This window comes from Nonomuraea soli (assembly GCF_013761175.1).
GTDB classification, from domain to species: Bacteria; Actinomycetota; Actinomycetes; order Streptosporangiales; family Streptosporangiaceae; genus Nonomuraea; species Nonomuraea soli.
This window is the reverse complement of record NZ_JACDUR010000009.1, coordinates 1-18,518: the sequence shown is the minus strand read 5'-3', so window position 1 is coordinate 18,518 and position 18,518 is coordinate 1. Positions and strand designations below refer to the sequence as shown.

Here is an 18,518-nt window from a genome sequence, read left to right as displayed (position 1 = left end):
AACCCGCGTACCCCCACGTGACGCAACGAGCCGCGCTCGAGGCAGCCGAGGACGAGTGGACTCCGAGCGGCATCGAGCGGCCCGGGCCGGGGATCGTCTCCACGGATGATCCCTGCCCGGGCCGCTCGGTGGCCGCCCGCGTCGGCGTTCGGCGGGACTAGAACTCGTCCTTGGCCCTTCTCGCCTGCTCGCCCGTGGCCTGGGCGGCCTGGGCGGCGCTCTCCTTGACGTGGCCGGCGGCCTCCTGGGCGGTCTGCTTGGCCTCCTGGCCGAGATTCTGGGCAGCCTCCTTCAGAGACTCCGCCATCGGCTCGACATACTCACCCGCCTGCGCGGCGGCGCGCTTCTCCGCCTCCGTCGTGGGGATCAGCGCCGCCGCCAGCAGCCCCGCGCCGAAGGCGATGAGCCCCGCGGCGAGAGGATTGCCCTGCGTCTGCCGCATGGCCTGGTCGGGGGCGGAACGAACGGCGTCGGCCGCCTGGCCGACCCCGTGCTTGACGGTGTCCGCGGCCTCGCCCACGCCGTGCCGTACGGACTGTCCGGCGTCGTAGGCCGAGCTCGACAGGGTGTCGGACGTGCCCATGACCCGGTTGGTGAAGCGGCGGGCCGCCGAGCGGATCCGGTAGGTGCGGCGCCGGACGATCCGCTTGGGGCTGGTGCGGTCGGCGATCCTGTCGACGTCCTGGCCGAGCTCGGCCCTGGTCTGGGCGATCTCCTGCCTCAGCTCTTCAGATCTCGTGCCCATCGAGCGTCCTCCTTGAGGGTCTCTACGGTCTTCTCCGGCACGGGGGAGACCTCGCGCATACGCTTGCGTCCGTTGGTGTAGGCGATCGCGCCGACGGCGCCCCAGATGACGGCGACGATGAGCGCCGCCCAGCCGGCGTCGATGACGCTGTCGAGGCCGAAGACGACGGCCAGGCTGACCAGGAAGGCGGCCATCAGACCGGCCACCCCGGCGACGCTGAGCAGGCTCGCGGCCTTGCCCGCCTTGACCGCCTCCTCACGCAGCTCGGTCCTGGCCAGCTCCACTTCCTGGCGGAACAGCTTGGACAGGTCGGCCCCCAGGTCCGAGACGAGCTGCCCGATGGTGGGCTGCTCGGGTGTGGGGGCAGTCATCGCGGCTCACCGCCGGGACGTAGTCCGGGGTCGTCGTCGCCTGGCCGGCCGGTCGAGGGGCCGCCCGCCGGGTACGTCGTGCTCGGCGCGGGGCCCGTGGCGGGCGTGCCGCCAGCGGGTCGCGGGGTGGCCGGGCTCGTGGCCCCTGCCGGGCCCGCCGGTCCTGCGGGGCGTGTGGCCGCCGTCGGGCTCGGGGTCCCGGCGGGGCCGGTGGTGCCGTACGGCTCGCCGGGCGTCGACGTGCCCTGGCGGCCGTAGTCGATCGTGTCGGCCTGGCCGTATCCTTGGCCGTATCCCTGGCCGGCGCCCTGGTAACCGCGCTGCTCCTCCCGCTCGTCGCGCCGTTCCTCCGCGGCGGCCTTGGCGGCCCGTCCCGCCAGGAACCCCGCGGCCAGCGCGCCCGCGAGGAACAGCCCAGGACGGCTGCGGGCGAACCGCTGCACGTCCGTGAGTATCCCGCTGACGCCCCGCTCCTCCAGGTAGTCGGCCGCCCGCCGCCCTCCCGACGCGACCTGGTGGACCGCGTCGTAGGTGGGGGAGTCGGGCTTGGCGTTGTCGCTCATGGTGGTCAGGTCGTCCGCCCACTGGCGGATGTTGCGCGCGGCCCTGCGGCTCTGGGCGTCGCCCTGCTCGCGTGCGCGATCGCGAAGCTGCCGCACGACCCTCGTGGTCTGCGTGCGGACCTCGCCGCCCACCTGACGCGCCTGTTCTCGGGCGGTGCCGGCGGTCTGCGCGGCAGCGCCCTTGGCACGCTCCACGGTGCCGCTCTCGTGCTGATCCCGGGTTGGGTATTCGCTCACCGGAGCCTCCTTTGAAGCCGGATGTCGAAGTTCGGTGCGGCTACCCCCGGGAGACGGGGAGTAGTCGCATCGGGAAACATCAGCTTTCGGAAGCGCGTTCGACCAGGGGTGGAGTGGAAGGTGGTTGATCTCCACCATTTCGATCTATAGCGTCGAAAGGCGTGAAGAAGCCTGTTAAGGCGTTAGCGGCACTCCTCATCCTGGTTCCGCTGAGCCTGACCACCACCCCCGCTTCCGCGAATCCGGGCGACCCCGACCCGGAGCACCCCTGGCGCCGCGACCACTGGCCCCAGACCCAGCCCTGGCAGCAGGACGAATCCCAGGCATTGCGCGGCCGCCCGGCCCCGCAGCTGACCCCCATCGACCCGCAGAACTGGAAGAACCCCGACCACATGACGTGGGCGGACTACAAGGCCATCCCGGGCACGAACTGGGCCGACCCCGCCGTCAAGGGCTCGACCAGGCAGTTCAAGGGCGCCCTCGTCCTGCTCGACTACCCCAACCAGGCGTTCGTGGTGACCCAGCCCAAGGGCTCGACGATCTACGGCAACCCCAGCGCCGAGGCGCACGACATCCCGCGCGACCAGGTCGCCACCTTCTACCGCGACTTCCTCAACACCCCGAACGCGCTCAACCGGGGCCACACCATCCATGAGTACTGGATGGAGGACTCGGGCGGCCGCATCGGCGTCGACCTCACCGGGTTCGGCCCGTACACGATGCCGGGCAAGGACCACGAGTACGCGATGGAGTACCAGCGCAGCTCGTGCCCGGCGGGCGACACGTGCACCCGCAACCTGCGCACCGACGGCAACGCCGCCTGGATCGACGCGGTGGGTGCCGAGGAGGCGGCCAAGTACGACTTCATCTTCTACGTCAGCGCCGGCCAGGACGAATCCAGCACCTGGCAGGAGTTCGGCATGATGAAGTTCCCCACCAAGGAGGCCGTGACCGACGAGTGGGGCCCGCCCGATCCCGCCCTGCCCAACTGGTCGCCCACCCGCTACGTGGAGTGGAGCTCCTGGCAGGCGGGCTCCAACTTCTGGCCCAACGCCCGCTTCGGCGTCGACTCGGTGCAGGCCGAGAGTTCCGGCATGTCCGTCTACGCCCACGAGCTGAGCCACATCCTGGGCATCGCCGACAACTACAACAACCCGTACGGCGTGCCCGTGCGCAGGGCCTACAGCGGCATCTGGGAGATGCTCAGCCGCGGCACCTTCAACGGGCCGGGCGGACCGCACAGCCGCTGGCTGATCCCGCCGACGGCGGGCGCCTCCATGGGCGCGCAGCACATGCTGCGCAACAAGATCAAGCTGGGCATGGTGGACGAGCAGAACGTCCTCAGGCTCAGTAGGGAGGCGCTCGACGAGTCCGGAGTCGTCACCGCCCGGGTGACCGCGCGTGCCGTACAGCCGGGAGCGAGCGGGCTGTCGGGTGTCAACGTCGCCTTCGACGGCCTCGACAACGCGCCCGCGTGCGACTGGCGCACCGACCCGCTGTGCGACGGCGGCGGCTACAACAACTACACGGTCGAGGTCGTCGACCGCATGGGCACCGACTCCTTCACCCCCGACGCCGGCGTGCTGCTGGCCAAGACCAAGAACGCCGACTCCGCGCCGTTCGAATGGGTGATCGACGCCAACCCGCAGGACATCGGGATGACCGACTACGTCCTGCCGGACGGCACCGCCGTGCCGATCACGATCGGCGACTACCGGCAGCTGTCGGACGCCCTCTTCCACGCCGGCACCGACTCGGGCAGCGAGTACGAGTACGTCGACGCGGCCAACCGGCTGCACTTCTACGTCACCGACGTGCACCGCGACCGCCAGGGTGTGCTGTCCTACACCGTCGCGGTGCGCTCGCTCGACGGCTCGGGGCCGCACGCCCGCGGGCTGCGGCTGCTGCCCGCGGCGGGCGTGCCTACCGGCAAGGGCGTCACCTCCTGCAGGTTCCCGCTGTTCAACACCGGGCGCACGGCGGCCACCCAGGCGCAGCACCCCGAGGACGTCACCGCCTACCTGGGCGGCGACGTCTACCGGCTGACGGCCACGGTCGACGGCCGCGGCTGGACGGTCCGGCTCCCCAACGCCCTGGCGGCGGTGGACAACGGGCGGCACGAACTGGTGACCGTCGACGCGGTTCGCGCCGACGGCGGCAGCAGGCTCGCCAAGGTGACCCTGACGGCCACCTCGGAGAGTGACCCCACCAAGAAGATGTCCGCTGTCTGCCACACCATCGGGCTGTAAATCGGACTAAAGGGGTACGGCAAGGGCAGCCGTACCCCTTTTGCCCGCCGTACTATGAACCGTGCGTTCGCGTAGCGGAAACCTCCCGGCCGAGGTGACCAGTTTCGTCGGCCGGTTACGCGAGAGCGCCGAACTGGTACGGGTCGTGCGCAAGGCCCCGCTGGTGACCCTGACCGGCGTCGGCGGCGTGGGCAAGACCCGGCTGGCGCTGCGCGTGGCGAAGCTCACCCGGGGCCTGTTCGCCGACGGCGTCTGGCTCGTGGAGTTGTCGCACCTGCGTGACCCCCACCTGCTCCCGCACACCGTGACCGCCGCGCTCGGCGTGGCGACGGTCTCCACGGGCCCGCCCCTGGAGATCCTGGCCGACTACCTGCGCCACAAACGGCTGCTGCTCGTCCTCGACACCTGCGAGCATGTGGTCGACGCGTGCGCGGAACTGGTCAAGCACCTGAACGACGCGGCACCGGACCTGGTCGTGATCGCCACCAGCCGCCGCCCCCTGGGCCTGCCGCAGGAGCTGCAGTACCCGATCCAGCCGCTCCCGGGCGACGACGCCCTGGCCCTGCTCGCCGCGCGCGCTCCCGAGAACGCTCACACGCCCGACGCCCCGCTGCTGTGCCGCCGGCTGGAAGGCATCCCGCTGGCGATCGAGCTCGCGGCGGTACGGCTGCGCACCCTGTCGGCCGCCCAGATCGTGGAGCGCCTGGACGACCGCTTCCATCTGCTGCTGGGCGGCCAGGGCAGCCCGGAGCGCCACCAGACGCTGCTGACCGCCATCGGCTGGAGCCACGAGCTGTGCGAGCCGCTGGAACGGCTGCTGTGGGCGCGCCTGTCGGTCTTCGTCGGAGAGTTCGACCTGGAGGCCGCGCAGACCGTGTGCGCCGACCGCAGCCTCGGTCAGGACCGCGTGGAGGGCCTGCTGCGGGAGCTGGTCGCCAAGTCCATCGTCACCGCGCTGCCAGCCGGGCGCTTCGTCCAGCTCGACACGCTGCGGGAGTACGGCGCGAGCTGGCTGCGCCGCCTGGGCGAGGAGGGCCTGATGCGGCTGGCGCACCGCGACTACTTCCTGGGCCTGGCCAGGCAGTTCAACGCCGAATGGTTCGGCCCCGACCAGCCGGCCTGGTGCGGGCGCATGCGCCGGGAGCTGCCCAACCTGCGCGCGGCCATCGAGCTGTGCCTGTCGGACACCGCCGAGCAGGACCTCGGCCTGGACCTGGTGGCCAACCTCGGCTACCTGTGGATGGCCGGCGGCTACAACGCCGAGGGCCGCCACCACCTGGCCAGGGCGCTGGCCCTGGCCGACAACCCGCCCGCGTCCGTCCGGCACGCGTTGTGGGTGGGCGCGTGGCTGGCCAACTTCCAGGGCGACCTCGACGACGCCGACGAGCTGGCCACCGAGTGCGTCACCCGCGCCCTGCCCGCCGGCGACCACGTCGCGGCCGGGTGGGGGGTCTCGTGCAGCGCGATCACCGCCATCTACCTGGGGCGCATCCACGAGTCGCTGGCGTTGTACCGCAGGGCCGAGGAGCTGCACGCGCAGTACACCCAGCCGGAGGCGGGACTGAGCTACGCGCTCCTCGGCCAGGCCTTCACCCTGCTGCAACTGGGCAGGTCCAAGGAGGCCCAGGAGATCCTGGCCCGCCAGCGCAGGCTCAGCGCCGCCCGCGGCGAGGTCTGGCTCGACTCCTACGGCGACTGGATCCGCAGCCTCATCGAGCTCGACCACGGCAACGCCGCCGAGGCCGACAAGTACGCCCGCGACGCCCTGTGGGTCAAGCAGCGGCTGTTCGACGCGCTCGGCATGGGCACCAGCCTGACCAACCTGGCCGCCAGCGCCGCCCAGCTCGGCGACAGCGAGCGGGCCGCCCGCCTCCTGGGCATTCTGGCCCTGGTCGAGCACACCTACGGGCTGCGGCTGAACGTGTCGCAGCTGCAGGTCCTGCGCAAGCGCACCGAGCGCGACATCACCGCGCTGATCGGTCACGGCTCCTTCGCCACCGCCTACATGGACGGCTTCTCGATGACCATCGAGGAGGCCATCCGCTACGCCCTCGGGGCAAAATAATCAGTATGACGGGGCCCTTACCTTCGCTGCCCGACGAGCGGCCGCCCGCGCGCAGGCGCAGACGCGTGGCACTCGCCGCGCCGGTCGCCGCGGGGGCGGCGGCGGGAGCCGCCAGCATCCTGGCCGCCTCACTGGAGTGGGACATACCGGTCGGCGCGAAGATCGGCGTCACGCTGGCCGCCGCGCTCCTGGTCGGCCTGGCCACGTGGGCGACGACCGCCACGCCGAAGGACCGCCGCAAGCAGGCCGAGCCCTCCTCGATGGCGCCCGAGCAGTGGCCGCCCGCCCCCGAGCACTTCACCGGCCGCCGCGAGGCGCTGGGCGAGCTGCGCAAGGTCTTCGCCGACCGCCGCCGCTCCGAGGAGGTCTCGCCGCTGGTGGTCTCGGTCTACGGCAGAGGCGGCGTCGGCAAGTCGGCGCTCATGGCCCGCTTCGGCCAGGAGGTGGCCGAGTGGTTCCCCGACGGCCGCCTCTACGCCGACCTGCGCGGCGTCGTCGACTCCCCGATCCCGCCCGAGGAGGTGCTCGTCGGCTTCCTGCGCGCCCTGGGCGTGCGCCAGACCACCGACCCCGGCGGCCTCGACGACCTGCGCAAGCTCTGGCTCACCTGGACCAAGGGGCGGCGCATCCTCATCGGCCTCGACAACGCCCACGACGGCGACCAGGTGCGCAAGCTCATCCCCGCCGACCCCGGCTGCGCCGTCATCGTCACCTCCCGCCAGCCGCTGTTCCTCATGAACGCCTTCGACACCCAGTTGCCGGTCTTCAGCGAGGCCCAGGGTGTGGAGCTCCTGGCCCGCCTGGCCGGCGGCGCACGCGTCGCCGACGACCTGACCGCGGCCAAGGAGATCGTCCGGCTGTGCGACCACCTGCCGCTGGCCATCGGCATCTGCGGCGCGCGCCTGGCCACCCGCTCCACCTGGACGCTGCGGCTGCTGGCCGACCGGCTGCGCGACGAGCGCCAGCTGCTCGACCAGCTGCAGGTGCCCGGCTCCGTCGACCGCAGCGTGCGCGCCTCGGTGCAGCTCAGCTACGACGACTGCACCGGCATCCAGCGCCGCCTGCTGCGGCTGCTGTCGGGGCTGACCGCGCCCGACGTGCCGGGCTGGGTGGCGGGCGAGCTGCTCGACGTCTCCGAGCTCGACGGCGGCGACCAGCTGGAGGCGCTCATCGACGCCCAGCTGGCCGAGTGCTCAGGCACCGACCAGACCGGCGCCATGCGCTACCGCCTGCACGACCTGGTCCGCGTCTACGCCGCGGAGTTGCCGGCGGAGGAGGACGAGCGCCGCCGCGCGGCCGTCGAGCGGGTCCTGTCCGGATACCGCCGCAGGGCGGAGGAGGCGGCCCAGCGCCGCTGGCCGCAGGACTGGGGGCGCACTGGACGGCGCGGCGACTTCGAGGGTCAGGGCCTGGCGGTCGGCTGGCTCAACTCCGAGCGGCTCGCCGTGGTGGCCATGGTGCAGCTCGCCCGCGACCTGAAGTTGTGGGACCTGTGCTGGGGGCTCGGGCGCGCCTTCAGCTCGCTGTGCCACTCGCTGCGCGCCTACTGGTCCGACTGGCTGCTGGTGGCCGAGATCGCCTGCGAGGCGGCCGAGCGGATGGGCGACCGGCGGGCGCTGGCCATCTCGCTGCTGGACCGGGCGCCCGCTCTGGGCGGGTTCGGCGGCCACGAGGCGGCGGGCGCCAACGCCGAGGAGGCGCTGGCGATCTTCACCGAGCTGGGCGAGTCGTGGTGGGCGGCCCGCGCCAGCCGTACGGTCGGCATGGCGCTGTTCAACGACGGCCACCTCGACCGGGCCCAGGACTTCCTGGTCGCGGCCATCGCCGGATTCGAGGCCGAGGACGACGGCTGGTGGGCGGCGCGCTCGCGGCGCAACCTGGCCGAGCTGCGGCTGGCCCAGCGGCGCGCCGACGAGGCCAGAGAGCTGCTGGAGGAGGCGCTGGACGTCTTCAAGCAGGAGGGCAACCGCTACTCCGAGGCGCAGACCCTGCGGGCCTACGGCGAGGCCCTGGCGGCCCAGGCGCGGGCGCTGCGGCGCGAGGGCGAGCATCGGGCGGCCGAGGACGGCTTCCTCAGGGCGGAGCTCAACCTCGACAGGGCCGCCGAGATCTTCCGCCAGCGCGGCGAGTTGTGGGAGGAGGCCCGCTGCCTGCGCGCCGCGGGCGAGGTCGGCAACCCGGTCAACGGCCTGCGCGAGCTGGGCTACGTGCGCAGGGCCGAGGAGATGCTGGCAGCGCTGGGCGACTCGTGGGGCGTGGCGCGCACGCTCCTGTCTGTCGGCAGGGCCCTGGCCCGGCTGGGCCGTACGGCGGAGGCCGACGCCGAACTGCGCCGAGCCGTCGACGCCTTCGAGGAGCTCGACGACCAGTGGTGGAGGGCCCGCAGCCTCAGGTACCTGGGCGAGGCGCACGTCGAGGCGGGCGACCCCGCGACGGGCGTGCCGCACCTGCGGCGGGCCCGCGAGCTCTACCGCAGCCTGGGCAACGAGGCCGGCATGCGGCGCACCCTGGAACTGCTCAGGAGAGCTGAGGCTTCATGAGGTGACCGGCGGCCGCCTTGGCCTGGTCGATGCTCTCCTCGAACATGCGGCGCGCGTTGGCCGCCTGCTCCGACAGCTCCCTGATGTGGTTGCGGGCGATCTCGTCCTGCACGGTGTCGGCCACCAGCGCCTGGTAGTCGTGGGTGCGCGCGGCCAGGGCCTCCAGCCTGCGGTGCACGCGGAAGACCTCGTCGGCCTTCTTGACCTGGACGGCGTAGGCCTCCAGGTTCTTGACCCGCTTCGACAGGGAGGTCCAGGCGGCGTCGAGGGCGCTGGCGTAGGGCTTGAACGCCTCGTCCATGCCGGGCGGCAGCTCCTTGGGCACGATCTTGCCGTGCTCGGCGTGCATCGCCGACAGCCGCTGCAGGCGGGTGGCGACCTGCCAGACCTCCTCGGGCAGGGTGACCCGGTTGTCGATCGTGTCGATGTACCCGGCCCGGTTCACCTCGGAGGCCAGCACCTGGTCGGCGGCGTTCTGGGCGCGCTTGAGCAACTGCTGGCAGGGATAGTCGAGATCGGAGGGGAGCACGTAGTGCTCGGCGTGCTCGTGCGCCAGGCGCAGCCTGCTGCGCGCGCTGCGCCCGTTGAGGTCGGTGGCCATCCATTTGAGCAGCATCGCGACGGTCATCCCCGCGCCCGCCACGACCATGCCCGCGGGGCCGAGCATGAGGAGGATCAGCAGGAGCAGTCCCGGCAGCACGAACAGCAGTCCCAGGTTCCCGCTCGTGTCGGAGCGGCGCCCCTGGCGGGCGAGTTGCAAGTAGTGGGGGCTCTCTCTGAGCACGACGGAGACCTGAGGGTGCACCGTCGGATCGATGACCAATCGCGGCGGCAACCTACGCGGATCCACCTGACCTCCCTTCGCCGCTGTTTCTTCATACTGCGTTATAAATCGCGTGGTTAGGGTGGGAGTGATGAAGAACTTGAAGAGATGGATCGATCTCCAAGGCGCCGTCAATGTGCGCGACCTGGGCGGACTGCCCACGACCGACGGTGGCGAGATCCGTTCCGGACGTTTGTTCCGTTCCGACAACCTTCAGGGACTGACCCCCTCCGACGTCTCCGTGCTGGTCGACACGCTCAAGGTCAGGCATGTCGTCGACCTCCGATCCGGAGCCGAGGTGGCACTCGAAGGCCCGGGACCGCTGGCAGCGGTGCCCGGGGTGACGATCCACCACCACACCCTGTTCGCCGAGGGCGGGCAGCACACCGACGTCGCCATGGACAAGGTGCTGCCCTGGCAGAAACGACTGCCCGAGGAGGACGCCGCCGAACTCCGGGTGACGGGTTTCTACTACGGGTACCTGCGCGACCGGCCCGACTCGGTCCTGCGGGCGCTGCGCACGATGGCCCGCGACGACGGCGCGTCGATCGTGCACTGCGCCGCCGGCAAGGACCGTACGGGTGTGCTGTGCGCCCTGGCACTGACGGTGGCGGGAGCCACCCGCGAGGCGATCGTCGAGGACTACGTGGCCACGGGGGAGCGCATCGAGGGCATCCTGGCCCGCCTGCGCTCCAGCGAGACCTATCGCGTCGACCTCGACACGCGCACGGCCGACGACCACATGCCGCGCGCGGAGTACCTCACCCACTTCCTCGACGTCCTCGACACCCGCTTCGGCGGGCCGCTGGGCTGGCTGGAGGCACACGGGTGGACGGCGCAGGACGCGGACGCCCTGCGCGGCAGGCTGCGCGACTGAGCGGATCGGCCCGGGCCGCGTCAGAATCCGTCGCGGCCCAGCCACGTGGCCACGTCGACCTCGTTGCCCTCGGGGTCGGCCAGGGTCCACCAGGTGGGGGCCTGCGCGTCGTAGAGCACCCGCCCGCCCGCGGCGACGGCCGCCGCGACGCGCGCCTCGGCCTGGTCGTGCGGGACGAACACGTCGATGTGGATGCGGTTGCGCTGGGTGCGCGGCTCGTCCATCTCCTGGAACCAGATCGACGGCATGCGCAGGCGCGGGTCGATCACGTCCTCCTCGCCCCACTCCTCGTAGCCCAGGACCGCCGCCCAGAAGGGGCGCACCTTGGCCAGGTCCATCACGTCGATCGCGAACTGCACGTCGCTGACGGCCGACGGGTCGGCGCTCACGCCCAGCTCGCGGGCGGCCCGCGAGATCAGGACGGCCAGCTCGCGGTCGGCCTCGGTCAGGCCCGACTGCTCCAGGGTCAGCAGCCGCACGGTCACGTGACCGGGACGCAGGTCGACGTCGGGGTCCTTGCCCACCTGCCCGGCCAGGGCGCCGATCGCGCCGACCAGGGCGACGCCCGTCGAGAAGGAGCCGGTGACGAAGTGCGCGCAGGCGCCGAAGGCCAGCACCCGCCAGTCGTCGACACCCTCGGATTCATGGAACTGCAGCGCCGTGATCCGCATTTTCCGGAACCTACCAGAACGGCCAGAGCGCCAGGAAGGACAGCACGAGGCCCAGCAGCACGAACCCGGGCCCGCGAGGCCGCAGCGCCGACTCGTGGCGAGCGGCCTGGACCAGCATGACGATCACGGCGAGGGCCGCGGCCAGATGCAGGCCGTACCAGACGACGATCGCGACGGGCAGCCCGTAGAGCGTGTCGTCGGCCGTGCCGTAGCCGCCCAGCACGGCGAGCAGGCACGCGCCCAGGGCGGCGAAGGCGCGGCCGAAACGGCCCAGCAGCCCCCAGATCGCCGTCCCGGCCAGCAGCAGGAGCGAGGAGGAGTGGTGCAGCTGCCGGATGAGCAGGCCGCCGCGCACCTCGAAACCGATCGTCAAGGTCGAGGCGTAGGCCTCGCTCATCATCACGCCGTGCAGCGGGGTGTAGAGCCCGTCGTAGACGACCTCTCGCCCGCTGGGGACGTAGAAGAAGGCGAGAAACGCCCCGGTGGCCAGGACCACCGCGAAGCAGTAGATCAGCATGTCGCCGAGTAACTGCCGTGCCCTGTCCATCGGGACATCTCACCACAGGTCAGATCATGCCGTCTTGCCGTACCGCTGGTTGAAGCGCTCGACGCGGCCCGCGGTGTCGAGCAGCCGGTTGCGGCCGGTGTAGAACGGGTGGCTGGCCGACGAGACGTCCACGTCCACGACGGGGTAGACGTTGCCGTCGCTCCACTCGATCGTCTTGTCGCTGGTCATGGTCGACCGCGTCAGGATGGCGAAGTCGGCGCCCGGGTCGCGGAAGACGACCGGCTGGTAGGTGGGGTGCGTGCTCTTCTTCATCGTTCCTCCCGGAACTCGACGTGCTGGCGGACGGTCGGGTCGTACTTGCGAAGCACCAGCCGGTCGGGGTCGTTGCGGCGGTTCTTCGTCGTCACGTAGGTGAAGCCGGTGCCTGCGGTCGAACGCAGCTTGACCACCGGTCGCAGTTCGTTCCTGGCCATGACCTCTCCTCTCGAAGCTGTGTCATGATAACGACAACGGTTTTCATTTTAATCCCAGGGAGGTCCTGTGTCCGCTCCCGTCGTCCCCGTTGTCCCCGTCGTCCTTGTCACGGGCCTGCACGGAACTGCTAGAACCGCCGCGGTCGACCGATTGTTCCTTCGCCACCCGGGCGCCGTAGCCGTCCACCACGACCTGGGCGACACCGCCCGCGGCCTGGTGACACGCATCGTGCGCGACGCGCGCGGCGTGATCGACCGGGAGGAGATCGGCCCGGTGCCCGGCTGCGTGACGTGCGCGGTGCGCGAGGACCTGATCGCGCAGCTCGTACGGCACGCGCCCACGGCCACCCTGCTCATCGCGGACCTGTGGGACTCGGTCGAGCCCCGCCCGGTGGCCGAGGCGCTCATCCGCTTCCCGTTCCGCCTGACGTGCGTCCTGACCGCCCTGGACGCCGCGCTCGCCCCCGTGGACATCTGCCGCGGCGACCGCCTCGCCGAGACCGGCCAGGCCGTCGCACCGGGGGACCCGCGCCACCTGGCCGAGGCCCTGGCCCGGCAGATCGAGTACGGCACCGCGCTGTTCCTGCACGGCGGCGACGAGGAGGACGCCGACCTGTCGGCCGCCGTCCTGGCGCACCTGGCGCCGCACACCCCCATCGTGGCCGACCCCGAGGTGCCCGGCACGACCCTGTGCGCCGACGACCTGGCCGCCCGCGTCGACCCGGCGACCGCCCAGTTGCCCGCCGACGCGCGCACCGGCGAGGTCACCACGGTGGTCTGGCACCGCCTGCGCCCCCTGCACCCCGGGCGCCTGTTCGAGGTGGTCGACGAGCTCGTCACCGGCTCCGTGCGCTCACGGGGGCGCTTCTGGCTGGCCAACCGCCACGAGCGCATGCTCGCCTGGGACGCGGTGGCGGGGGTGGCCGCGGTGCGCGACGCGGGCCCGTGGCTGGCCGCGCTGCCGGAGGCCGCCTGGGACCTGGTCACCCCCGCCCGCCGAGCCGCGGCGGCCCTCGACTGGAACCCGATCGTCGGCGACCGGGTGCAGCACCTGGTGTTCACGGGGCCTGACCTCGACGCGGCCCGCGTCCACGCCCTGCTGGACTCGTGCCTGATCGACGCGGGCGACGCCCTGCCGGGAGCCGCGGCCTGGGAGCGCTTCGACGACCCGTTCGCCTCCGTCCTCGAAGCAGGCCGGCGCGGCGAGCGCCAGGACCGAGGATCGCCAGGGGATTGACCGGCCTTTCCCGACCTCGCAGAATCTTAGAACGATGTTCGGTTCTTGGTTCTCGTGGAGGGACAGGCGCATGGGCACTCCGATCGCCGCTGAACTGGCCAGGATCGCGGGGGAAGGCCCCGACCTGCCCGCACTCACCTGCGGCGGGGTCACCCTGACCAGGCGACGGCTCGAACGCAGAGCCAACGCCTTCGCCTGGCGGCTCCTGGAGCACGGGGTCGGGCAGGGCGAGCGGGTCGCGCTGGTGCTGCCCAACAGCGTCGAGTTCGTCGTCGCCCTCCTGGCCGTCTGGAAGGCGGGCGGGACACCGGTGCCCGTCGCGGCGCGGCTGCCGGAGTCGGAGCGCGCCGCGATCCTGGAACTGGCCGAGCCACGCGTCATCGTCGGCGAAGGCGGGCTGCTGCCCGGCGACGAGGAAAGCGGCGACGTGCCGCCCGCCGTCCTGCCGACCCCGTGGAAGATCCTCGCCTCAGGAGGCAGCACCGGACGGCCCAAGCTCATCGCCACCGCGCACGAGGGCGTGCCCGAGAAGGTCGGCGTGCTGGGCCTGGCCGGGGCCATGCAGGTCGGCGGGGCCGCCCTGGTACCCGCCCCGCTGTCCCACAACGGGCCGTTCATGGCGCTGGCCGCCGCCCTGACCTTCGGCAAGCACGTGGTGCTCATGCAGCGCTTCGACGCCGCCGAGGCGCTGCGGCTCATCTCCGAGCACCGGGTCGACTGGATCTACTTCGTGCCCACGATGATGCACCGCATCTGGCGGCTGCCCGAGGAGGTGCGCTCGGCCGCCGACATCTCCTCGGTGAAGTCGATCCTGCACCTGGCCGCGCCGATCGCGCCCTGGCTCAAGCAGGCGTGGATCGACTGGTTCGGCCCCGAGCGCGTCTGGGAGCTGTACGCGGGCACCGAGGCGCAGACCGCCACCGTCATCAGCGGCCACGAGTGGCTGGCCCACCGCGGCTCGGTCGGACGGGTCCCCGAGGGCGCCATCGAGATCCGCGACCCGGCGGGCACGGTTGTGGGGCCGGGGGAGAGCGGCGAGGTGTGGATGCGGGTGCGCTCCGACGCGCCCACCTATCACTACATCGGCGCCAGCGCCCGGCGCGAGGGAGAGTGGGAGTCGCTCGGCGACCTCGGCCACCTCGACGCCGACGGCTACCTCTACCTGGGCGACAGGCAGACCGACATGATCCTCGTGGGCGGCTCGAACGTCTACCCGGCCGAGATCGAGGGCGCGCTGGAGGAGCACCCCATGGTCCGCTCGGTCGCCGTGATCGGCCTGCCCGACGACGACCTCGGCGCGGTGCCGCACGCCATCGTCCAGGCCGCGGGGCCGGTCACCGACGACGAGCTGCGGGCCCACCTGTCCGTACGGCTGGCGGGCTACAAGCTGCCGCGCACCTTCGAGTACGTCACCGAGCCGCTGCGCGACGAGGCGGGCAAGGTACGGCGCTCGGCGCTGCGCAAGGAACGTGTCAGCTGAGCCGTACGGTCTGCGTCGTTTCGGCCGAGCGGCGGGCCGCCTCCAGGACGGCCAGCGCCTCGACCACGCCCGACGGGTCGACCGGCGTGCGGCCGTCCGCGACGGCGCGGTAGAAGGCCGCGTAGTCGCCGCGCTCGGTCGGCACCGGCTTGAGCTCGTCGCCCGCGCCGGCGACGCCCCAGCGCTCCTCCGGGTCGTCGCCGAATCCCGGCGAGCCAGGCGTGAGACCCGCCCTGAGCTGCTCCTCCTGCACGTCCATGCCGTGCTTGACGTAGGCGCCGCGTGAACCGAGCACGCGGAAGCGCGGGCCGAGGTCGGCGGCCACCGAGCTGACCCACAGGTGCGAGCGGGTGCCGCTCGCGTGGGTGAGGGCGACGAAGGTGTCGTCGTCGGCGTTCACGCCCGCGCGGCGCGTGAGCACCTCGGCGTAGACGGACTCGACCGGGCCGAACAGCTGCAGCGCCTGGTCGACGAGGTGGCTGCCGAGGTCGTAGAGCAGGCCGGCGAGATCCTCGGCGCCGCCGGTCTCGCGCCAGCCGCCCTTCGGGCGCGGGCGCCAGCGCTCGAAGCGCGACTCGAAGCGGTGGACCTCGCCCAGGTCGGGCGCGATCCGCCGGAGGGTGAGGAAGTCGCCGTCCCAGCGCCTGTTCTGGAAGACGGTGAGCATCAGCCCGCGCTCGCGTGCCAGCCGTACGAGCTCTTCCGCCTGGGCGGCGTCGGCGGCCAGGGGCTTGTCGACCACGACCGGCAGTCCGGCCTCCAGGGCCGCCGTGGCGAACGGCACATGGGTGCGGTTGGGCGAGGCGATCACGACGAGATCGCACGCGCCGAGGACGTCGTCGAGCGACGGCACGGTCGCGGCGCCGTACCGCTCGGCGACCTCGGCGGCGCGCTCGGGAGAGCGGGTGACGACGGACGCCAGCCGCAGCCCCGGCGTGGCGGCGATGAGCGGGGCGTGGAAGACCTGCCCGGCGGTGCCGTAGCCGACCAGCCCGACACGCACGTCACTCACGGTCGTCCCGCTCGGCCAGGAAACGCTCGAACTGCGCGGCCAGCTCGTCGCCCGTGGGCATCGGCGTGGACTCGGCCAGCAGGCTCTCGCGCTCCGCGCCCTCGGCGAACGCGTCGTACTGCTGCTCCAGGCCGCTGATGGCGCTCGACAGCTCGCTGGAGGCGCGGATCTGCTCCTCGATCTCCTCGGTGGTGCGCTCGGCCGCCTCGCGCAGCGAATCCATCGGGAAGACGAGCCCGGTGGACTTGGTGACCGCCTCCAGCGCGGCCACCGCCGCCTGGGGGTACTCGGCCTGCGACAGGTAGTGGGGCACGTGGACGGCGTAGCCGACCGCGTCCTTGCCCGAGGCGCCGAGGCGCAGCTCGATCAGCGCGGCCGCGCTGCCCGGCACCTGGACCCGGCCGAAGTTGCTGGTCTGCGCGTTGATCAACTCGGGCCTGCTGGCATGCGCGGTGATGCCGAGCGGGCGGGTGTGCGGCACCGCCATCGGGATGCCGTGCACGGTGATCAGCTTGCTCACGCCCAGCTTGTCGACGAGGTCGCCCACGGCCGTGACGAAACGCTCCCACTCGCGGTCGGGCTCGGGCCCGCTGAGCACCAGGAAAGGGGTGCCCGTGGCGTCGTGGGCGACGTGCACGGAAAGCTCGGGCGTGTCGACCTCGACCCAGCGGTCGGTGTCGAACGTCATGATCGGCCGCCGGGAGCGGTAGTCGAGCAACCGGTCCACGTCGAACGTCGCCACCGTGCGGTGCTCGAGCTCGGCAAGCAGGTGGCCGATGGCCAGCCGGCCCGCTCCACCCGCGTCGACGAAACCCTCGAAGTGGTAGAGCAGCACGGGGCCGTCAAGTTCGGGTGCGTCCTCGGCGAGCGTGTAGAGATCCATTTCAGCCTTTCCTCGTCCTCCCTAGTCGAACCTATGACGAGGAGCAGGCATTCCGCACATCGGGTCCTTCCCCGGAGCGCGCCTCGGATCGGAGACTGGTTCATGTAGCCCTAGAGGGGACAAAATTCGCTATCGCCGCTATCTGGTCTCACTGAGACATGGTTGCGATCATCTGGTCATGGCTATCATTCCTGCGCAAGCCACGCCCCTCCGAATCCCGGCGCTTCGGTGCCCCTTCGAGAGTGAGGTGAATCCCCATGTCGTCGAGGCCAGCGAGGACAGCTTCGCCTGGTTGCTCGAGTCGGGCATGCTCGCGGACCCCGGCATCTTGGAACGATACAAGAGCGCCAGATTCGGCTGGCTGACGGCACGCGCCTACCCGCTCGTCGACCGCGACATGCTCAAGCTGCTCATGGACTGGTGCATCTGGCTGTTCGCCTTCGACGACGGCTTCTGCGAGTCGGAGAACCTCAGCCGGCACACCGCGCTCATCGCCCGCGCCCTGCCCGAGATGTTCAGGGTGCTGCACGACATCGACTCGGGAGAGCCGGTCGACAACGTCTTCGCCCGCTCGCTGCAGGGACTCAGGCACCGCATCGCCGAGCACGCCGAGCGCGACCAGCTCGACCGGTGGGCGACGGCCACCAAGGAGTACATCTTCGCCCAGGTGTGGGAGGCGGCCAACCGGGAGTCCGACGTCGTGCCCACCCCCGAGGACTACATCTTCATGCGCCGCCGCACCGGCGCCATGTATCCGGTCTACGCCCTCATCGACATCGCGGCGCGCCAGCGCCTCACCCCCGACGAATGGCACCACCCCGACATCAGAGCTCTCACCGAACACGCCAACGACCTGGTCGTCTGGGACAACGACCTTTTCTCCTACGCCAAGGAGCGCAAGCACGACCAAGCCCGCCACAACCTCGTCAACGTCCTGGCCACCCACCGCGGCTACTCCTTACAGGAGGCGCTCGACGAGGTGGCCCAGATGCACGACGTGGCGGTCCTCGAAATGGTGCGCCTGCGCCAGTCGGTGCAGGAATGGGGCTCACGCGCCGTCCACACCTACGTCCAAGGTCTCGAACACTGGGTGCGAGGCCATATCGAATACTCGCTCGGCAGCGCCAGATACGTCCGCGCCTGGCCGGCCGGAACCGAATGGGCCAGGGTGAACTGACCTCAGGACGAGGCGTCCAACTCGCCCAGCGCGAGCGCGGACGCCTCGTCGAGGTCGAAGCGCTTGCCCGAGTCGAAGGCCCGCCGGTAGCCGTCGTCGCCCAGCGCGCGCTGGCACTCCTTGACGCACTTCTCGTGATCCACCGACAGGAACGGGGCTCCCAGCTGCGGCAGACCCGCTGACATCCAGTTCTGCTGGAGCGCGCCCAGCAAGGTGGCGGCGATCCCGGGCTCGTCGAGCGCGGTGTAGATGCGCGCCATCGTCTCCAGGGCGATCAGCGTGCCGAGGGTGTCGTGGAAGTGGCGCTTGATCCGCAGGCTCTCCTGAGCGTTCGACAGCGCCTCCTGGGCGCGACCGCTGACCAGGCGGGGGACGGAGAGCGCCCAATGCGCATAACTGCTGACGAACAGCTCGCCGCGTTCCTGGCAGACCTGAAGGCAGTCGCTGAGCAGGGACTCGGCCTCGTAGAACTCCCCCTGAGCGGTCAGCACGATCGACAGCTCGACGATGGCTGGAGTTGCCCCGGTTTGATGGACACGTCAGGGCTTGCGGCTACGCGGCAGCATAGTCGCCTTCTGGGATGTTCTTGAGCGCGTGTCGGTGCTCG

At 71.5% G+C, this 18,518-nt stretch carries 18 protein-coding genes; 7 read left to right on the top strand and 11 right to left on the bottom strand.

Features of this window, described 5'->3' with window-relative positions:
- Positions 1–157: 157 nt before the first annotated feature.
- From HNR30_RS39230 to HNR30_RS39220, 3 genes are read right to left on the bottom strand one after another with little or no spacing between them, the layout of a single operon-like run.
- Complete coding sequence (locus HNR30_RS39230; protein ID WP_181615261.1) at positions 158–745, bottom strand: DUF3618 domain-containing protein; 588 nt, start codon at positions 743–745, stop codon at positions 158–160.
- Positions 721–1,116 carry a phage holin family protein gene (locus HNR30_RS39225; RefSeq protein WP_181615260.1) on the bottom strand — a complete coding sequence of 132 codons (396 nt, stop codon included), beginning with the start codon at positions 1,114–1,116 and terminating at the stop codon, positions 721–723. Before HNR30_RS39225 ends, HNR30_RS39230 begins: the two co-directional genes overlap by 25 nt.
- Positions 1,113–1,916: a hypothetical protein gene (locus HNR30_RS39220; protein WP_181615259.1), complete on the bottom strand. Its 804-nt coding sequence runs from the start codon at positions 1,914–1,916 to the stop codon at positions 1,113–1,115. The genes HNR30_RS39225 and HNR30_RS39220 overlap by 4 nt, the downstream gene beginning before the upstream one ends.
- A gap of 161 nt (positions 1,917–2,077) precedes the next feature.
- On the opposite strand from HNR30_RS39220, the gene HNR30_RS39215 reads away from it, so the two are divergent.
- The 3 genes from HNR30_RS39215 (at position 2,078) to HNR30_RS39205 (ending at position 8,770) form a co-directional block, all read left to right on the top strand.
- The gene (locus HNR30_RS39215; RefSeq protein WP_181615258.1) at positions 2,078–4,165 is read left to right on the top strand and encodes a M6 family metalloprotease domain-containing protein; all 2,088 of its coding nucleotides are present in this window, start codon (positions 2,078–2,080) and stop codon (positions 4,163–4,165) included.
- 61 nt (positions 4,166–4,226) lie between these two features.
- Entirely contained in the window at positions 4,227–6,230 is a 2,004-nt protein-coding gene (locus HNR30_RS39210; RefSeq protein WP_181615257.1) for an ATP-binding protein, read from the top strand.
- Positions 6,231–6,235: 5 nt separating this feature from the next.
- Positions 6,236–8,770: an ATP-binding protein gene (locus HNR30_RS39205; RefSeq protein WP_181615256.1), complete on the top strand. Its 2,535-nt coding sequence runs from the start codon at positions 6,236–6,238 to the stop codon at positions 8,768–8,770.
- Here HNR30_RS39205 and HNR30_RS39200 read toward each other — a convergent pair.
- Positions 8,748–9,620: a hypothetical protein gene (locus HNR30_RS39200; RefSeq protein ID WP_181615255.1), complete on the bottom strand. Its 873-nt coding sequence runs from the start codon at positions 9,618–9,620 to the stop codon at positions 8,748–8,750. The two genes, HNR30_RS39205 and HNR30_RS39200, sit on opposite strands and share 23 nt — an antisense overlap.
- A gap of 64 nt (positions 9,621–9,684) precedes the next feature.
- Here HNR30_RS39200 and HNR30_RS39195 point away from each other — a divergent pair, with 64 nt between their 5' ends.
- Positions 9,685–10,470 carry a tyrosine-protein phosphatase gene (locus tag HNR30_RS39195; RefSeq protein WP_181615254.1) on the top strand — a complete coding sequence of 262 codons (786 nt, stop codon included), beginning with the start codon at positions 9,685–9,687 and terminating at the stop codon, positions 10,468–10,470.
- A 20-nt stretch (positions 10,471–10,490) separates the two neighbouring features.
- On the opposite strand, the gene HNR30_RS39190 is transcribed toward HNR30_RS39195, so the two are convergent.
- The 4 genes from HNR30_RS39190 to rpmG are packed head-to-tail and all read right to left on the bottom strand — an operon-like array spanning position 10,491 to position 12,122.
- On the bottom strand, positions 10,491–11,141 hold the full coding sequence (locus HNR30_RS39190; RefSeq protein WP_181615253.1) for a 4a-hydroxytetrahydrobiopterin dehydratase: 651 nt from the start codon (positions 11,139–11,141) through the stop codon (positions 10,491–10,493).
- A 10-nt stretch (positions 11,142–11,151) separates the two neighbouring features.
- Positions 11,152–11,688, bottom strand: a complete 537-nt coding sequence (locus HNR30_RS39185; RefSeq protein WP_181615252.1) for a hypothetical protein — start codon at positions 11,686–11,688, stop codon at positions 11,152–11,154.
- Positions 11,689–11,712: 24 nt separating this feature from the next.
- Complete coding sequence (locus tag HNR30_RS39180) at positions 11,713–11,961, bottom strand: type B 50S ribosomal protein L31 (RefSeq protein WP_181615251.1); 249 nt, start codon at positions 11,959–11,961, stop codon at positions 11,713–11,715.
- Entirely contained in the window at positions 11,958–12,122 is a 165-nt protein-coding gene (rpmG, locus tag HNR30_RS39175; RefSeq protein ID WP_181615250.1) for a 50S ribosomal protein L33, read from the bottom strand. The genes HNR30_RS39180 and rpmG overlap by 4 nt, the downstream gene beginning before the upstream one ends.
- Before the next feature lie 151 nt (positions 12,123–12,273).
- Here rpmG and HNR30_RS39170 point away from each other — a divergent pair, with 151 nt between their 5' ends.
- Positions 12,274–13,359: a GTP-binding protein gene (locus tag HNR30_RS39170; RefSeq protein ID WP_246380119.1), complete on the top strand. Its 1,086-nt coding sequence runs from the start codon at positions 12,274–12,276 to the stop codon at positions 13,357–13,359.
- Between the two features lie 70 nt (positions 13,360–13,429).
- On the top strand, positions 13,430–14,839 hold the full coding sequence (locus HNR30_RS39165) for an AMP-binding protein (RefSeq protein WP_181615248.1): 1,410 nt from the start codon (positions 13,430–13,432) through the stop codon (positions 14,837–14,839).
- Here the strand turns inward: HNR30_RS39165 and HNR30_RS39160 are convergent.
- Together HNR30_RS39160 and HNR30_RS39155 are read right to left on the bottom strand one after the other, a co-directional pair.
- Positions 14,832–15,851 carry a Gfo/Idh/MocA family oxidoreductase gene (locus HNR30_RS39160; RefSeq protein WP_181615247.1) on the bottom strand — a complete coding sequence of 340 codons (1,020 nt, stop codon included), beginning with the start codon at positions 15,849–15,851 and terminating at the stop codon, positions 14,832–14,834. The genes HNR30_RS39165 and HNR30_RS39160 overlap by 8 nt on opposite strands.
- Positions 15,844–16,734 (bottom strand): proteasome assembly chaperone family protein, encoded by an 891-nt coding sequence (locus HNR30_RS39155; RefSeq protein ID WP_181615246.1) that lies wholly within the window; start codon positions 16,732–16,734, stop codon positions 15,844–15,846. The genes HNR30_RS39160 and HNR30_RS39155 overlap by 8 nt, the downstream gene beginning before the upstream one ends.
- A gap of 247 nt (positions 16,735–16,981) precedes the next feature.
- On the opposite strand from HNR30_RS39155, the gene HNR30_RS39150 reads away from it, so the two are divergent.
- Complete coding sequence (locus HNR30_RS39150) at positions 16,982–17,911, top strand: terpene synthase family protein (RefSeq protein WP_181615245.1); 930 nt, start codon at positions 16,982–16,984, stop codon at positions 17,909–17,911.
- 2 nt (positions 17,912–17,913) lie between these two features.
- Here the strand turns inward: HNR30_RS39150 and HNR30_RS39145 are convergent, their stop codons facing one another.
- Positions 17,914–18,402, bottom strand: a complete 489-nt coding sequence (locus HNR30_RS39145; RefSeq protein WP_312894970.1) for a hypothetical protein — start codon at positions 18,400–18,402, stop codon at positions 17,914–17,916.
- Positions 18,403–18,518: the final 116 nt, after the last annotated feature.

What these genes read in the sequence shown, in the direction of transcription:
- HNR30_RS39230 (WP_181615261.1), bottom strand. Translation starts at nt 745, where the DNA reads ATGGGCACGAGATCTGAAGAGCTGAGGCAGGAGATCGCCCAGACCAGG.
- HNR30_RS39225 (WP_181615260.1), bottom strand. Translation starts at nt 1,116, where the DNA reads ATGACTGCCCCCACACCCGAGCAGCCCACCATCGGGCAGCTCGTCTCG.
- HNR30_RS39205 (WP_181615256.1), top strand. Translation starts at nt 6,236, where the DNA reads ATGACGGGGCCCTTACCTTCGCTGCCCGACGAGCGGCCGCCCGCGCGC.
- HNR30_RS39195 (WP_181615254.1), top strand. Translation starts at nt 9,685, where the DNA reads ATGAAGAACTTGAAGAGATGGATCGATCTCCAAGGCGCCGTCAATGTG.
- HNR30_RS39190 (WP_181615253.1), bottom strand. Translation starts at nt 11,141, where the DNA reads ATGCGGATCACGGCGCTGCAGTTCCATGAATCCGAGGGTGTCGACGAC.
- HNR30_RS39185 (WP_181615252.1), bottom strand. Translation starts at nt 11,688, where the DNA reads ATGGACAGGGCACGGCAGTTACTCGGCGACATGCTGATCTACTGCTTC.
- HNR30_RS39180 (WP_181615251.1), bottom strand. Translation starts at nt 11,961, where the DNA reads ATGAAGAAGAGCACGCACCCCACCTACCAGCCGGTCGTCTTCCGCGAC.
- rpmG (WP_181615250.1), bottom strand. Translation starts at nt 12,122, where the DNA reads ATGGCCAGGAACGAACTGCGACCGGTGGTCAAGCTGCGTTCGACCGCA.
- HNR30_RS39165 (WP_181615248.1), top strand. Translation starts at nt 13,430, where the DNA reads ATGGGCACTCCGATCGCCGCTGAACTGGCCAGGATCGCGGGGGAAGGC.
- HNR30_RS39155 (WP_181615246.1), bottom strand. Translation starts at nt 16,734, where the DNA reads ATGGATCTCTACACGCTCGCCGAGGACGCACCCGAACTTGACGGCCCC.